This window comes from Chitinophaga sp. LS1, assembly GCF_034274695.1.
Taxonomy (GTDB): domain Bacteria; phylum Bacteroidota; class Bacteroidia; order Chitinophagales; family Chitinophagaceae; genus Chitinophaga.
Window position 1 is genome coordinate 834,831 of sequence record NZ_CP128362.1, and the last position, 15,796, is coordinate 850,626.

Here is a 15,796-nt window from a genome sequence, read left to right on the forward strand (position 1 = left end):
TTTAGTTCCTGATAGAAATTGGAGGAATAGGTATTGTGAACTGATGAGTCGTGCTACTGGCTTTATAGGCCTGTGAAACACCACTCATCAGTTGTCTGAATCCGAATGTCTGGTGTTGTTGCAGGCTGTCTGACGGGTTGTTATCATCCTCATTTCCTGTTTGAATGATCCAGGTTGGGAGCTCATACCTGAGGCCGATTTTTAAAATATGATGGGATTGCAAATGATCCGTTTTAAGGGTGAGGGTATGGAGAATACCCGTATCTTTTTTAACACTCACCACAGAAAATTTATCATTGACAGTATAGTTATTCACATCCATCAAATAATCTTCCTGGTACCCTAGCCGGCTAAGATCTGCATTAAAGGAAAACTGGAATACGCCTTTATTAGCTTCGGCCCCTGTTAATGCCATCCGGCATGCTGGTTTTGCAAATTCAAAATTGCCTTTCTTATTATAGTAAGTCATCGTAGCATACGCCGAATCAGTGGGATCATTCGCAGACAAACAATAACTAGCTTCATAGCCTGGGTAACTTTTGAAATCTATTGTCTGGAGTAATGCAGCCAGGTTTTCTTTTTTCCCAAATAAGAGCAGGTAGTAGGGTCTGTTGATATTATTCACTTTCATGGGCTTGCCGCCATTGGATTCAGCATAATAGATTCCGGAAAAAGAGGAATTGTATTTAATAACAATGGTCGATATCTTCCCTTCAGCTTTAAACTTATTGGACATGAAAATTTTCATCTCTGCTTCAGCAAGCGAGCTATTACCTCCTTTATCAGAGAAGATACAATCTGATACCAGGATACTTACTTTTTTCCCCATTTGAATGGTGCAGGAATCTATCACCTGTGGCAATAGCGACGAGCCATTGGAGGAACATAATGATTTCAGGGTACCTGGGTTAAGACTCATTACTGACTTTACCAGGGGAATATTAGTTGGTGGCTGGAAAGGACAGATATGCCCACTAATAAAGAATAATTGAGGTTCCCTTTTTAGTTGAGCCGGGATATCGCTGATAAAGTTAATAAGGACTTTTTTGAAGTCGGCATTGTTTCCCAGGTAACCGGCCATGCTACCAGAGTTTTCGATATAGATGTTATAATCCACATTGGGGACAGCTTGCTTTTGAGGGCCGCATTTATAGTGGATAGCTTCATCCCCTCCACATCCCCATAAAAATATCAGTAAAAAAAACAGGAGTTTTCCATGGGGCAGGGTATACGCATTCTTCATGTTGGGAATTTTATCATACCAGCAGTTTATGTCTCTTGTCTGAACAAAGGTGACATTAACCGGGGTAGGAAAAAACCTGGGGAGGGAGGGGATTTTTCCGGTATTTGTATCCACCAATATGTAGCAATCCAGTAATAGTTTAGCTTTACTTCATTCACCAACAAAATCGCTATGCTATGAATTACGGACAACCAATGATAGTAATGGGCTGTATAATCCTCCTGATCGCACTATATGTTTTCATCGTTCGATGGGTGCTGCGTATTAACGACATCATTTTTTACCTTGACAAAATAAATGAGAAGCTGGCAAGAATGGAGCAATCCAAAGAACCTCCTCAAGAGTAATAAATCATGAGACTATTCACCTTTTTCACAGCAGCCTTACTTTTCATTGCTACAATTCAATTACCAATAGGCTTCTACACCGCTCTACGCATATTGGTTTTTATCTGTTCAATATTGTTAGTCAGGTCATCCTACCAGGATAGCCTGACTAACTGGGTGATCATTTTTTTGGTAATAGCGGTTTTATTTAATCCAATTATCCCTGTTTATCTATATAAAAAGAGTATCTGGATACCTATTGATATAATAGCAGGGATATTGTTCATGGCGAAAGGTCTATTTTGGAAAAGAACCACTCATTAAAAGAGTCAGGTAGGTCCTGACTCTTTTAATACACATTTCCATACACCTCCTGTAAGCACGTATCCCTTACAATCTTTATCTGCTGTGACTGTCCCACAAAAGAAATCTCCATTTTATTACTCCCATTCTCAAAAGTCCACCCTGGCGCATCCAGGTATAAATCCGCCGTCTGACTCCTATACACATAAGGAATCCCGAAAAACCGCGCATTCGCATGCTCAACCTTTACCGTCTTCAACTCTGCCCCTACCAATAATCTCAGAGAATAAAAATCTCCCTCCAACGGCTGGTCCTTCTTCCCCGTCACTAAAAGCAAATAATCAAACGACCGCATATTCTTCACTAAAAAGAACCCACCTAACACCGTCAACATAAATACCACCACCGGCCCACCCAACTGCAACGTTCCATTAAATTGCCTTCCGGAGAAATGAGCATTCGACCGCATTACCCCAAATAAAAACGAAGCAGTCGAGAACCCTAACGGAATCAAGGCGATATAAAATAAATTCTGGTCTATGCCCATCTTAATCAACTCTTCCGATCTATTAATGTACAACCAGACAATCCCCAAACTTATCCCCAAAAACAAAAGTGAATACACCACATACAGTGTTAGTTTCCGTTCCATAATAACTAGTCTATCTATTTATTGATATCAAAGGGTTAGATAATTTACTTTCTTCAATGCCAACGTATTTCTGTTGCTCATTTGCATTTTGATTATCCTGATGTTCACGAATAGCACCTTGAATAATAGCCGATATTTTCTCTTCTAATGGAGTTTGGGGTTTCTTGCTGATTTTCATCTTACGGTTTATCTTTCCCCTTTGAAATACCGGCTGCTCAATATTTGATTTATTCAATAAATTCCATCTCTTATTATTTACCATAAAATTAAAATATGCATCCATCACAGACATTCGCTGGAATGCTCTTTGCATGACCAGATCTAATTTTACAGTTAAATTATACCATTCTATACTGGAACTGTTTTCTCTATTTCCTGGAATACTACGTATATATTCAAACGGGGAGATATATTGCAGACAATCAGCAAACTCAAATTTTAAGAAATAATACTCCCTGAAATAAAATAAATAAACCTTCGCTGTATAAATAATTATAATCCGTTCAGTCCATTGCTCCAAACGAACAACTGCTTGTTTAATCAAATCAATCAATGAATGTTCCTCTTCGGCACAACGATCATTTACTCCCTGATAAAAATCAAGCAGAAATAAAATTTCTTTATTATTAGCAAAAGGATTGTCAATTGAATATAATCCTCCTCCTACATGAATGATCATCGTTTTTCTTGCAGGTGATTTTATCGGATCCTCTTCATCCAGTTTCTCCATCACATTTCCAATAAACACCTGGATATCTACTTCTTTCTTATTAAAATACTTCGCTAGCTCATCTGCATCTGTTATTTTATGATCAGCAATAATATCTTTCAGATATTCAATTGTATCACATACCATCTCATTATTCAAAACAATATCAATAGTGTGATCCTTAAACAAAAACTGATAGATGGATTGCAATTCTATCTCTGTAAGATCTACAGTATCGTGAAAAATGTTTAGTATGCTCTTTAATATATCGGAATGGTTACATTTAATCATTGTAAGTAATTTGGATGGGTACATTAATAATAACAATCACTTCTTGTTTTTATTTCTGTAAACTTTCATTTTCAAACTTCCTTCAGTAATATTCATCTTTTGAGATATCTCATCATAGTCATAACCATGCTCCCTCATCTCATACATGTCGTAGAGATTCCGATTTTTTTTCCATACTTTCTCCAGACCGTCTTTTACGGCAAGCCGTTCATACGGATCCAGCCCCTGGTCTCTAATTTCCATCACTTTTTCAGTGATCCCTTCTACCTTGCCGCTAAATTTTTCCAGGTATTCACTCAAAATATTTTTAGCTTTCAGGTACAGCAAGGTCTTAATTTCATACCTTTCTTTATAGTCTTCTTTCCGGCTATTTTTTAAGGTTTCCTCAATCGTTTTTTGCACCAGATCAATAGGGAGCAATGCATTATCCATACCTTTCAGGCACTTCATTCGATTATAAAACATCATTTCCAGATGATGGGACTCTTTTGATAGTATTTCTACTATTTCCCGATCATTATACATAGCGATGGTTTTAAAAGTTATTAATGCGATCAACAACAAAATGCAGCAAAAAAGAGGAACAATTATTTAGAAGATTTTACATCCCCGGGCTTACCTCATGTTGCTATTTTTACGCCTGCTACATATATATAAACATGCATTCCTCTCAAAAAGTAACATGTAACTATACAAGTCAATAGTTAATGTCTGGTTAACAAAATTCACATTAATAAAAATCATATTATTTACTATAATCCTTTTAAAAATGCCATTCCAATTATCAATGTGTAATTATACATCCAGTGAATTTTGAGCAGTAATTTTCTTATAAACTATCTGCCAGGAACCGAAAGATGAAACTCAAATACACAATTTGATTCTGAAAATATCAATCTGATAAATACATTGTCAATCAATCACTTATCGAAAATAATTTTATTTTATAAATATAAAATTCGCTAAACTTGTGTCCCAATAAACAAGTTCTATGAATGTTGTATCACTCATTAGTAAGACTGATCTTAATCGCATTCCGAAGATATATGCTGATATCGGGAGTAAAGTGAAGGGCCAGATTTACATAAGGAGAGCTTTAAAAGAAATAGGCTATTATCAGCCCTTCTTTCTATTTATATTGAATCGATATAAAATGGAATTAGATAAAGAATCGGCAAAACCATTATTAAAACTCTATTTTCTGATATGGTTCTTTTATAAAAGAAAAACACGCATCCGCGATATACCAGTTACCTCGGAGAGATACATGCAAGCCGAATTTGAAATAGCAGATATCGGGGAGGATGAACAATTATTTGACGCACTCGAAAGCCCAGGATCAAGAGCACTGATATCAATTATTTTATCAAAATTCAAGCAGGACCCTGAAATCGAACCAATACTTCAAAATTCTGACAGTACTGTTTTTATAAGTATCTGCAGCTTTATCAGATGCTTTGACGAGATCACTACCAAACGCTGGCCATAACGTAAAAAATGGGCGTGTGCTACACGCCCATTATCTCAATTACTTATTTTACCACACAACTACCGTTCTGTTTCCCGTTGCAGGATACCTCAGATCCTCACCGCCATCTATCTCTACCGTTATATAATATTCGAAATCTTCACTTTTTATTTTCTCATTTCCTACATGAACTTTATACACATTGGCGCCTTCATGTGTTCCATTTTCCTTCGCAAAATCTGTCCCTGCCAATTTACGCCAATGTAATTTCACGCCTTTCACCCCCTTACCGCTCAATACCCTCACCCGCATATCCAAACTTTCATTGGCGGATAGCATTGTTCGTTTGGTGGTAACGATCACCCTCGCCGGTCCTTTATATTCTTTCGATAACACCAACGGCGGCACATTCCCTCTCACGACTCCTATCACACTGTCATACCTTGTCAGATACTGCATCCTTTGCATATTATGCTGTTCAATATTCGCCAGGGTTCCCATCTCTCCTGTAGTACTTACGGTCTGCAACAGTTCCGTCACCATTTCCTCCCATACCTTTGCCGTACTATCTCTCAATACCAATAACCGGTCACCCAATTCCTTTTGTTTATTTACAATCGCCTGCTTAGCGATCGTATCCATCTCACCTAATAAACAACCCACTTTTGAAATAGCTCTTGCATAATAAAACGTATGTAACCAATACTGATAATTTGCCTGGTTAGTGGGTGTATGTACCAGGCGTCCACACTTTTCAAAAGCATTAATAAAATGATAGCCTTTCGCTACTGAATCCCATGGTAACTTATTCACAATAATCAAACCCGGTCCTTTAATACCCCAGATAGTCGCTCTTGGAAAATTAGCTGTATAATCCGTTACTTCCGGCGCCACGGGTGCAGCACCATCAAATGCCTGGAAGATAGGGGAGATCGCTTTGGCCGCATCTTTCCCAAATTGTAAGGTAGCCCACTCATCATATAGATCATTCACCGGGTAATCCCGTTTACCAGCAGGGATAATTTTGTTATAAGTATTTGCTTCCCATCCCGCCCTGGCCAGCGACATGAAATTTGGCGACAGGTTCTTCGTCCGCCAATGAATCCCCATCAATCCTGTACATCCATATTTATATGCATCCTGCGCATCCTTCCTGGTTCTACCCGCCCAGAACTGTGGACATATCAATGCAGGATCATCTTCCATCCAGGTGATCTCCCATTTGGGTCTTCCCTTTACCGTACCAAATGCAGGCTCCACAGGTGTATATCCCTGTTGTCTGTTGATCACGCCAAAAGGCATTTCTTTGGGTAATAACTGATCAAACTCCGCCCTGTTCCTGGCAGGCCCTAATACCCAACCACAGGTAGCCAGGGTAAAAGGAGCATTCACCGCTTTAGCTGCAGCCACCGCACTTTGCAGATCTTTCTTTACAAAATCCGTTTCTCCCGGACGCTCACCTTCCCATGTCCAGTCCTCTGGTGTCCAGAACCAATAATAATCTAAAGGATGCGTCGCTTTTATTCTTGAAAAGATCCCTTCATACAAAGCCTGCCTGGTAGAATCCTGTCTTCCAAAAGGTAAAGTCTTTTTCACTTCACGGGGAATTGTCAGCGCTGTCTCTGTACCAATACAGGTTTTTACCCCCAATTCTTTCGCATAACTAAAAGCACTATTCAACAGATCTCCCATCTTATTAAAGATGGTCATATTCTCTTCGGGTGTATGTGGCCAGTCGGACACATTCTTCATATAATCAGCACCATAATTATCCGTTTCAAACAATTGTGCCGCACCAAAATTAAAATCTGATGTTTTCTTAGGATAATAATCCCAGGTACTATCATTGGTATTTGCATGCAGAATAGGATAGGCATTATTCACATGTCCGTTGTTCTTATCAAATTGTTCTTTTGTTCCAATCCACACAATCGGCTCAGGCTTATACCATCCTCTGAAAATACCTACGCTGGGATAAGTATGAAAACCAATAAAGTTCATCCCCATCTTTGGTAATTGCGCCAGGATGGCTTTATAATCATCTTCATTCCACCAGTCTGGTCCTTCAGGAAAATCATGAAAAGGTTGTATACCTCTCAGGGCAAAAGCAGGTTGATACACCTTATTGAAACCGGCTAATTGTATCACCTTTATCTGCTCATCGGGAATTATATCATCATCAAGTGCAAAACCAATTCCAGTTGACTCGAGGAATTTATACGCTCCATACAAGGCCGCAATTTCAGTGGTACCTGCAATTAACAAACGTTGATCAGTAGTAGATAGCAATTGGTAAGCATCTCCTTTTAATCCGGTATTGATCCTTTTATCTTTTAGAGGCAGCGCGTCTATAGTACCTACCCAAATGGCATTTGCAGGAATAGTGCCGCTGATGGTCTTTATTTCAGGCAATTCACCTGTACGTACATATATATACCGCTGTAGCTCTTTTGTTGCCAGGTTGATCGTAGCTCCGGCACCGCTATTATGAACGATCACAGGTACCCTGGAAAACCCCGGAGTCAGCGTTAACAGTAAGAAAAACAGTACTAAATATCTCATTGAATGAATGGTTCTAAATAACGATGAAATAAATCCTCAATTTACCGGCCCTTCATTATATGGTCGTATCGTTTATTATTCAAAAAGTAAATTATATTAATCATTTCATTCCCCGAAATGCCTTAAATTGCATAAGATTATTCCACAATGAAACCGCTGATACAAAAGTTGCCTCTTAATGAGAACAATTCATTTGTTGCTCAATCTTTCCGCACTCCTGATTTTGAAGTAGGCTGGCATCAGCATATCGAGGTCGAACTCATCTTATTTACTGAAGGGGCCGGTTTGAGCTTCATCGGCAATTCCGTCGGTGAATTTGATACCAATGATATCTATTTATTAGGGTCCAACCTTCCGCATACTTTTCAGAAATTGGAGGAGCAAATGATAGCCAGTGCCATCGTGGTACAATTTAAAGAAGATTGCTGGGGGCGTAGCTTCCTTGAAATGCCGGAATGCCGTCATATCCGGAACCTGCTCAGCGTATCGTCGTATGGCTTAAAAATGCAGGGAGCTACAAAAGCTACGCTGGCTAACCTTATCAAAACTTTGGAAACAACCCAGGGCTTTCAGCGGGTTTTACTATTAGGCCAGTGTCTTGATCTGATCGCTACCTCGCAGGAATATGTTACAGTCTCGACACAGGAGATAAAATCTCCGCAAAAAGAACGTGAATGTATCGACAACATCTTCCAATATACGATCGATAATTTCAGAGATCCCATCACCCTCTCCCAGGTAGCAGATATCGCCTGCATGAGTATACCTGCTTTCTGCAACTATTTCAAGAAAAGTACGAAAAAAACTTATATCGATTTCCTAAATGAAATCCGTATTGGCTATGCCTGCACCTTGCTAATGGAAACCAGGAAAACCGTACTTGATATTTGCTTCGATAGTGGGTACAATACGATGGCAAATTTCCATAAGCAATTTCTGAAAATTAAACACATTACCCCACTTCAATATAGAAAATACTTTACTACTCAGATAGCAATGGCACAGAACAACATCCATATTATAGAGGAATAAATTCTTTTGCTCCTAACAATTTCGTTCGTTATGCATCTTATTTTCCCGCCATGAAAAAGGCCCACATTGTGTTAATCTTCCTCCTGACTTCCTGCATCACCGCCGGCCTATTTGCATTTAAGGTGCAACATCCTGCCAGTCCTCAATACCTGTATTGTACCACCCAGTATGGAGATCCTGGTATTATCCAGGTATATCCTACCATTGCACCTGCTACTACTGCATTTTGCACAACTGTATTCAACGATTCTTGTTTCAAGCTGACTACTGTCTATTTTAAATTCTGAGATTGTTAATGAAAAAAGGCAGACCTGAAAAAGTCCGCCCCGAGTTGCAAAATATTGTTCCAAGTATATAAAGGCTAAATCTACTCACACTTTTTCAAACACATTTGTTATCAACTAGTTAATAGGATCAAATCGATCCTGCCAGGATCATTAACACCCGAATTAACCACTCATTAACAAAACTTTCACCAATATTCATTATCTAGCAAACCGAACATTGAAATTTTAACTCCCTACCCATTATGCACCACATCTCCCTAAACAACGTTTTCAGACAACTGAAAGCGGATCTTATTGGCAAAGACTCCTATCGTGGCGTCACGCTCACCTATACATGGTTAGCTAACCAGTTCGGGCACTTTTCCCTAGGCTTCATACCTACATTATTAATTCCCCACCACGCTGCGCCCTGGATCGTCGCCATCGCCTGGACGCTCTTTGAAGCATACAACTTCCTCGGGCCCCTGTTATTAAATAAACACACCGAATCCAAAACATTATACGTGCCTTCTCATAAGCGATATACCTTCCCACCTACCTGGGGCAACATCGCCTTCGATACCTTCACGGACCTTTGCTTCTTCTGGCTCGGCGCCTTCGCCGCCAGCCTGCTCTTAGGTCACCACACGATATTGAATATCACCATCATCGCTATTATACTCATCTACCCCATCTGCTACTGGTACCCTACCAAAATGTACCTCCAGCAAGCCTGTCTACCTACTCAATTCCGCCTCAGTCAATGGAATCTTTCCATCAAAGACGCTGACAAGGAAAAGGTGTACGGATTCCTGAATGCCACCCTTCATCCCGACACCATCATCGGCAAGCACCTCTTCATCTTCGGTGGCAAAGGCAGTGGCAAAACCGCCCTTGGCATCGGCCTCGCTACCGAATCTGCTATTAAGCACAAAGCCTGTCTGTATACCACCGCTATGAAACTCTATAGCCTCTTCTCCCTTACCGATGAAGACATCCAGCAAGAAGATCCTAACCTCTGGACATGGCGCACGACCTCCCTCCTCGTCATTGACGATATCAATCCTGGTCAACCGATCCCCAAAGACATCGTGACCGCTTACCAATTCATGGAATTCATGGAAAACGACGGCAACCGCCACGCCTTAAAAAACAAAAATGTAATCTGGATTTTGGGAGATGATGCCACTTATAGTGAATGGCAACAGATGCTCCATACTATTGGGGTACCAAAAGAAAGTATTTCCGCTATTTATCTGCCGCAGGGTAAATTGTCATAACGGGTAACAAACACCTCAGCGTAAAATGTGATAATTCGAACCCTGACACTTCAGGCTAAAAGATAGCTCCTGTTCCGTCAATGCATGAGAATTGAGGGTTCTCCACCATGATGGGGTTTCACTCCCCTCACGGTAAAATATGATTCTCCATAGCAAACGTCACCAAATGCGTTAAACTCTTCACCTCAAACCTTTTATACAATGGAATAATCCTTTTCTCTATCGCCGACTGCGTAACATTCAACTCATGCGCGATCTCCTTAAACGACTTCCCCTGCGCCAACATGGCCAGCGCCTCCTTCTCCTTTTGTGAGATCGCATAATAATGAAACAACTTCTTATTCAACTCCTCCTCAAACTCTGCCTTCTCCGGCCCATATGCCGCATACTGCATCACCTTCCCCAATTTCAACCGCTGGCTGACCTGGTTCCTCCCAATTATCTCCGTCACCCGTCCATTCTCAGACCTAAACACCCCCACCCGCACAATGAGCGGCACGGGCGTCCCATTCTTATGTAACTTCTTCAGTTCTATCGTAAAACTATACTTCTCCAACTCCTCCGACCGGCTCATAATAAACATCAACGCCTTGTCATTCAATTCGAATGAAAACGGTTTATACTCCGGCGTTGTGATATCCACAATACTCAGCATATTGATCTCACTATCCTCATACCCCAGCACTTCTTCCCACCCATCCGCATATACCATCCTATTCTCCTTAAAGGAATACACATATATTGCTTCCTCAGGAAACCGCTGTATTGTTCGTCTTAAACTAACTGCCTGTTCACTGTTCAAATCGGCAGGCAAGGCTGTGATCATAGATCTGGAAAACTCACCGGGATTGGACATGACAAATTTTTAATTCCTCTAATTTAAGAATTCCTGTCCAAACTGCGGATTTTCGCAGTTGACCTCCGATAAAAACCTGTTTATTTTTGCGAAACCTTTCAACCATTACTTTAGAACCCCAATTTTATTAACCCCATTAGTTACTACAACTTTTCTAGTGCCAGGGTACAGGGCAAGCACTAACCTTCGCTTGCCCTTACCGTTGGTTCCTCCTTACCCACAGGTCATTCCACATGCCTCATTCCTCTGAACTTACTCCCCATAACTTACTCCCCACAGAACTAACTTTCCACACCTCTCAACACACCTAACTCCCACAACGCTCTCCCCGTACCCCTCTTCCCACAACTCTCCTCAAAGCACTCATGCATATCTTTACCCCCTCCCCTGAATTACTCATAAAACAATAATTTTCTCCTACCTTTTTATTAGATTTTAAAAAATCATTATATTGTATAATAACCCTATATAGACAACCCATTCCCTCAACCTAAATGCACACCTATGACTCTCCATAATGAAAGTCACATTTCACTATCCATTATTTCCATCCTTGACGCCGACAACCAGGTTACAGGCTATGGTTTCTTTATCGACCCTCATGGACTGGCCATCACCTGTTATCATCTTATTTCAAACCTGCAAAATATCCGCATCCGGGATTACTATGGTCATGAATACGATGCAGTCATAAACAAGTACTATTCATCTCTTCGGAATGACATAGCCGTTATCCACATCCAAAAAGACACCACTTATTTTTTATACTTCTCACACAAGGCTGAAATTATCATAGAAGTCACCGAACCTGTGCGCTCGCCAGGCAAAACCACCTGGGAGTTCGAGGACCTTAGAATAGATAAATGTGATTATCTTTTACAAACAACAGGCATGCATGGCTTACCTGTTTTAGAAAAAGACAAATTAAACGTGTGGGGTATAAAAATATCAGATCGATATTCCAGAGTGCTCCCGCTAAAGAACCCAAATAAAACTGGACAATTTGGATTGCTCAGAGAATATCTTTCAAATACATATTCGCTGAGACAATACCTTCGAAGAAATGGCGAAGTCAGAACCATTTTCAATCTACAGGTGCTCACTGCTATCAATAACCTGATCGACAAAGGCATCTATTTGCCCGAGTATTATTGCTCGCGCGATGAAGAAACCAAAATACACACATACATTCATAGCGCAGGCCATCTTAAATTTATAATTGGCGATAATGGTGTAGGCAAAACTTCTTTATTAGCTCACGCAGCTACTCTATCCATCTCATCAGGATATGTTTTATTCTTTTCCGCCTGGCAATTCGAACTAAGACCGCATGGCCTGCGAGGAGAAATAAAAAGATTACTACAACAAACGCTCACAGACCATCCCCAGGAAACCATCACAATTGATGACTTAATGCACACCGCCTGCAATAGTATATACAATAATCAATGCATCATATTTATAGATGGATTAAATGAAATCAGCAATCAATTCGCCGGTAAGTTTAACTCGTGGATCAAACACTCCATTGGCTGGGCAAAGAACACGAACATAAAACTGATCATCACTTCCACTACTCCCTTCTATAAGCATCCGGGTATAAGAATGGGAAGTTTCAATGTTAAAGAAACCAAAGAGGCATTCCTATTATATAACCTACCTGAAAAGTTCAAGACGATCTCCAGGTTGAGTCATCCACTTGTAATCCGACTTTTACATGATATTTCTTCACAAGCTATATCGGCAGTTCCAGATGACTACCCATTAGTAGCTACCTATATTCAAAGAAAATGTGCCAGTATCGCCAGACTGACCAATATACCCTCTAACACTATCCAAGATCTTCTCATTCTCTTAGCCAGTCATTCTGAAAATCACTGGTTATCATACGATACATACCAGGATATTCTTAAAGACCATCCTGACCTTGTCCCCATACTTATCCAGGAAAATCTCTTTTTCCTGTCAAACAATGGCATCAGAATAATTTTCCCCTGGATTGGAGAATTCCTGACTGGCGAATCATTGGACCTACACCTACCATGGGATCAACTAACCCCTACACAAAGGAAAGGCCTCCCATGGCTGATCGCAAAACACTCCTTCCTAAAGCAGGACGTCTCGCCCGTCATGCAACAATTACTATCCTCCATCGTCAATAACCACCCCGAAAAAGAAAAAGCTGTCGATATATTAATCAACACTATACAACACCTATCCCATCCTGATAAACACTATACAACTATTGAAACGTTCACCCTCCATGAACAAAACGGGTTCTTCCTTCCCCAGGAAGTAGGTCCGTTAGTCTTCCATTCGCATCTATCCTACCCCAATCAACTCAAGCTCATCAAGATAGCCTTATCTACTGAAACCCTGAGTCCTCACTTCATCCATTTTTATTTTAGTTGCCATATATATCATCCTAAGAATTTATTTTTAGAACCTATTGCTCCATTCTCTACTAAACAAGCCTTACACAGATACCTGGAAATCCAACGTGACAAAACTATTGACACCATCATGCAATGGCTATATGATTACGATGGTGTGAGTGACTTACCTATGATTAACGTCATTGCATGTATCATTCTACATCAATTCCACTGCCACGGTAAGACACGCAAGACCTCCTTCAATGTCAGAGATAAACTATTTATAAACATTAACAAGCAAGACAATACCCACCTGTCTCCTATTATAAAAGAAATCTGCTCCCTTATCGTCGCATCAAACCCAGAGTTTGAATATGATTTCTATAAATATTGTGCAGAACTGGAATCGCATATTAATATTCTTCGAAGAAAAAGTAATTACCATTTTTATATTAAATGGCTTCCACCTGTTATGCTGGATATTATCAGGAATACTACGACTTTCGAAAAGCAACTATCTGGAATTACATGGTTGATCCGGGTACCTGAATACACGGAAGAAATGCTTCATCAAACCTTAATCTTATTAAAAGAAAACAAATTAAATTGGAGAAATTGCGAGACCTTACTCTCCTGCATCAACATGGAGGAATATTTTGATATCATCGTACCGGAACTGATCAGTTTTATTAAAAACGGTGAAGATCGTCATTCAAGGGAAATGTGTATCGGTATGCTTTTCACTTTAAAAAACAATGAGGAACATAATCTGGTACTTGTCCAACACCTTGCATCACTTATGGAGGAAGTCCCTGAGCTTGACAGAAAACTGACCCAACAGTTTGTCGCCGCGCTTGTCAAGGTACCGTATCATTCAAAAGCGTATCCAGTTCTAAATGCTCTCATCCCTAAGCTATTACTAAAGGATTTGCATATATGGTATCCAATAATGAAACATCTATGTAGGGAAGAAACATGCTCATACACACTATTTGATAAACTCAATTGGATCCGTTGGGCATTTAACAACCTAGAATTAAGACCATTGTGTACATTAACTATACTTCTCTTAAACACAAAGGTGATGAAAGATGAAGATCAGATTATTGCGTTGATAAAGCCGGTAATATTAAGGACGTTGGAGAAGTCGGACCAGTTTTATGATGCGGTGTTGAAGAAGAGTAAGAAGAAGAATTATGCAGTGTATTATGATATACTCAATGATGAAGACTTTAAAAGAGGAATTACATGACTAATTTGAACATTGTAGGTTCTATTTAATTCTTATTATGAGACAAGTATATTTAATTTGACATATAGGAACTACATTTCATTGAATCCAATTATACAATAACTATTATGCATCCAGAACAAATTATATATCAGGATATAAATCAGCTCTTCCCTGCTGAGGCAGGGAGTCCAAACATTCAACAAATAGAAAAAATTATTACAAAGAAGGTAGAAGAACTCACTATCGGGCAGGGACCATGGCAACTTTTTCACGATGCAATTAAAAATGAGCATGGAAATAATGCTTTTGATACCTCTGCCAGCCCATTCCCAGCATATAATTCTAGGATTCTGCTTGCTGATGAAAAGGAAGAACACTATGTAGTTAAAAGATATTTATGTATTGACGTATCTTTAATTACTCCTTTTTATACTATATATTTTGAAGATTTTTATTCATTTAATAGATATAGACACGAAGACGTACCTGGTGGAAAATTATTAGTACATCAACACGTACTTTTCTTTAAAAGTATGACTAATGAATCATTTAAGGAATCAGCAGAGAGAGCCAATAATTATGTAAGGCAATTTTTCCCTGAATATCAGTTCGTTTCTCACTATGCATTGTTCAACTACAAAGTAGACAATCTTTTGCCCTATACGATAAATGAAATGGATAGAGCAAAGGCGTATAGCTTACATGATTTTGTAATGAGCAGCTACTATTACTTTAAAAAAGTCAATGTGATTATTTAAATATCAGAGAAAAATTTAGATGCAGGAACTCAAGCTAGAAAAGGATCGGCGGGAAAAACGAGCTCAAAGCCTTGTCTGCGCCAGACAAAACAACTTGGCATCACTGCTATGAAAGATAAAAAAATCGAAATCCGATTTGGAAAGAAGTCCTTAAAGGTCCAAAATGCAGGTCCATTGGATACACTCAAACAATGGGGGTTATATAAATGTACATTACCAACTAGAAAATTAGTAGAAATATTGTCGGATCCGCTACAAATAACAATTATATGGGAATAGTCAAAAATATGAAAGGCTTGGAGGAAGCTGTCTAAAAGCAATAATGATAAAGATTTATAGTTTTATCAACTATTAATAATAAAGATATTAAGAGTATGGATTTGTCAATGAAATTCAAAAACTACTTCGATGAGGCGATTGTAATCGGCAATTACAACTACA

General features: G+C 39.4%; 14 protein-coding genes. 8 read left to right on the top strand and 6 right to left on the bottom strand.

Annotated elements, in window-relative coordinates; all coding sequences use genetic code 11:
• Window position 1: 1 nt before the first annotated feature.
• On the bottom strand, window positions 2–1,243 hold the full coding sequence (locus QQL36_RS03410) for a hypothetical protein (protein WP_321568911.1): 1,242 nt from the start codon (window positions 1,241–1,243) through the stop codon (window positions 2–4).
• 176 nt (window positions 1,244–1,419) lie between these two features.
• On the opposite strand from QQL36_RS03410, the gene QQL36_RS03415 reads away from it, so the two are divergent.
• Entirely contained in the window at window positions 1,420–1,590 is a 171-nt protein-coding gene (locus tag QQL36_RS03415) for a hypothetical protein (protein ID WP_321568912.1), read from the top strand.
• 6 nt (window positions 1,591–1,596) lie between these two features.
• Window positions 1,597–1,893: a DUF6804 family protein gene (locus tag QQL36_RS35545; RefSeq protein ID WP_415751050.1), complete on the top strand. Its 297-nt coding sequence runs from the start codon at window positions 1,597–1,599 to the stop codon at window positions 1,891–1,893.
• 25 nt (window positions 1,894–1,918) lie between these two features.
• On the opposite strand, the gene QQL36_RS03420 is transcribed toward QQL36_RS35545, so the two are convergent.
• Genes QQL36_RS03420 through QQL36_RS03430 form a run of 3 tightly spaced genes read right to left on the bottom strand, consistent with a single transcriptional unit; the run spans window position 1,919 to window position 4,088 of the window.
• On the bottom strand, window positions 1,919–2,524 hold the full coding sequence (locus QQL36_RS03420) for a hypothetical protein (RefSeq protein ID WP_321568913.1): 606 nt from the start codon (window positions 2,522–2,524) through the stop codon (window positions 1,919–1,921).
• Between the two features lie 10 nt (window positions 2,525–2,534).
• Window positions 2,535–3,524, bottom strand: a complete 990-nt coding sequence (locus QQL36_RS03425; protein ID WP_321568914.1) for a hypothetical protein — start codon at window positions 3,522–3,524, stop codon at window positions 2,535–2,537.
• A gap of 36 nt (window positions 3,525–3,560) precedes the next feature.
• Window positions 3,561–4,088, bottom strand: a complete 528-nt coding sequence (locus QQL36_RS03430) for a hypothetical protein (RefSeq protein WP_321568915.1) — start codon at window positions 4,086–4,088, stop codon at window positions 3,561–3,563.
• 427 nt (window positions 4,089–4,515) lie between these two features.
• On the opposite strand from QQL36_RS03430, the gene QQL36_RS03435 reads away from it, so the two are divergent.
• On the top strand, window positions 4,516–5,013 hold the full coding sequence (locus QQL36_RS03435; RefSeq protein WP_321568916.1) for a hypothetical protein: 498 nt from the start codon (window positions 4,516–4,518) through the stop codon (window positions 5,011–5,013).
• 48 nt (window positions 5,014–5,061) lie between these two features.
• On the opposite strand, the gene QQL36_RS03440 is transcribed toward QQL36_RS03435, so the two are convergent.
• A complete protein-coding gene (locus QQL36_RS03440; RefSeq protein WP_321568917.1) occupies window positions 5,062–7,554 on the bottom strand; it encodes an alpha-glucuronidase family glycosyl hydrolase in 2,493 nt (830 codons plus the stop codon).
• 147 nt (window positions 7,555–7,701) lie between these two features.
• Here QQL36_RS03440 and QQL36_RS03445 point away from each other — a divergent pair, with 147 nt between their 5' ends.
• The 3 genes from QQL36_RS03445 (at window position 7,702) to QQL36_RS03455 (ending at window position 10,132) form a co-directional block, all read left to right on the top strand.
• A complete protein-coding gene (locus QQL36_RS03445; protein ID WP_321568918.1) occupies window positions 7,702–8,586 on the top strand; it encodes an AraC family transcriptional regulator in 885 nt (294 codons plus the stop codon).
• 50 nt (window positions 8,587–8,636) lie between these two features.
• Window positions 8,637–8,873 carry a hypothetical protein gene (locus QQL36_RS03450; protein WP_321568919.1) on the top strand — a complete coding sequence of 79 codons (237 nt, stop codon included), beginning with the start codon at window positions 8,637–8,639 and terminating at the stop codon, window positions 8,871–8,873.
• 242 nt (window positions 8,874–9,115) lie between these two features.
• A complete protein-coding gene (locus tag QQL36_RS03455; RefSeq protein ID WP_321568920.1) occupies window positions 9,116–10,132 on the top strand; it encodes a hypothetical protein in 1,017 nt (338 codons plus the stop codon).
• 127 nt (window positions 10,133–10,259) lie between these two features.
• Here QQL36_RS03455 and QQL36_RS03460 read toward each other — a convergent pair whose 3' ends face one another.
• On the bottom strand, window positions 10,260–10,988 hold the full coding sequence (locus tag QQL36_RS03460) for a LuxR C-terminal-related transcriptional regulator (protein WP_083720041.1): 729 nt from the start codon (window positions 10,986–10,988) through the stop codon (window positions 10,260–10,262).
• Between the two features lie 504 nt (window positions 10,989–11,492).
• Between QQL36_RS03460 and QQL36_RS03465 the strand changes: the two genes are divergently transcribed.
• Window positions 11,493–14,615 carry a hypothetical protein gene (locus QQL36_RS03465; protein WP_321568921.1) on the top strand — a complete coding sequence of 1,041 codons (3,123 nt, stop codon included), beginning with the start codon at window positions 11,493–11,495 and terminating at the stop codon, window positions 14,613–14,615.
• 107 nt (window positions 14,616–14,722) lie between these two features.
• A complete protein-coding gene (locus QQL36_RS03470) occupies window positions 14,723–15,355 on the top strand; it encodes a hypothetical protein (RefSeq protein ID WP_321568922.1) in 633 nt (210 codons plus the stop codon).
• Window positions 15,356–15,796 lie beyond the last annotated feature (441 nt).

Bases quoted from the DNA above. Each gene is read 5' to 3' on its own strand.
- QQL36_RS35545 (WP_415751050.1), top strand. From the start codon at position 1,597: ATGAGACTATTCACCTTTTTCACAGCAGCCTTACTTTTCATTGCTACA.
- QQL36_RS03440 (WP_321568917.1), bottom strand. From the start codon at position 7,554: ATGAGATATTTAGTACTGTTTTTCTTACTGTTAACGCTGACTCCGGGG.
- QQL36_RS03460 (WP_083720041.1), bottom strand. From the start codon at position 10,988: ATGTCCAATCCCGGTGAGTTTTCCAGATCTATGATCACAGCCTTGCCT.
- QQL36_RS03470 (WP_321568922.1), top strand. From the start codon at position 14,723: ATGCATCCAGAACAAATTATATATCAGGATATAAATCAGCTCTTCCCT.
- QQL36_RS03435 (WP_321568916.1), top strand. From the start codon at position 4,516: ATGAATGTTGTATCACTCATTAGTAAGACTGATCTTAATCGCATTCCG.
- QQL36_RS03455 (WP_321568920.1), top strand. From the start codon at position 9,116: ATGCACCACATCTCCCTAAACAACGTTTTCAGACAACTGAAAGCGGAT.
- QQL36_RS03420 (WP_321568913.1), bottom strand. From the start codon at position 2,524: ATGGAACGGAAACTAACACTGTATGTGGTGTATTCACTTTTGTTTTTG.
- QQL36_RS03450 (WP_321568919.1), top strand. From the start codon at position 8,637: ATGAAAAAGGCCCACATTGTGTTAATCTTCCTCCTGACTTCCTGCATC.
- QQL36_RS03410 (WP_321568911.1), bottom strand. From the start codon at position 1,243: ATGAAGAATGCGTATACCCTGCCCCATGGAAAACTCCTGTTTTTTTTA.
- QQL36_RS03425 (WP_321568914.1), bottom strand. From the start codon at position 3,524: ATGATTAAATGTAACCATTCCGATATATTAAAGAGCATACTAAACATT.
- QQL36_RS03445 (WP_321568918.1), top strand. From the start codon at position 7,702: ATGAAACCGCTGATACAAAAGTTGCCTCTTAATGAGAACAATTCATTT.
- QQL36_RS03465 (WP_321568921.1), top strand. From the start codon at position 11,493: ATGACTCTCCATAATGAAAGTCACATTTCACTATCCATTATTTCCATC.
- QQL36_RS03415 (WP_321568912.1), top strand. From the start codon at position 1,420: ATGAATTACGGACAACCAATGATAGTAATGGGCTGTATAATCCTCCTG.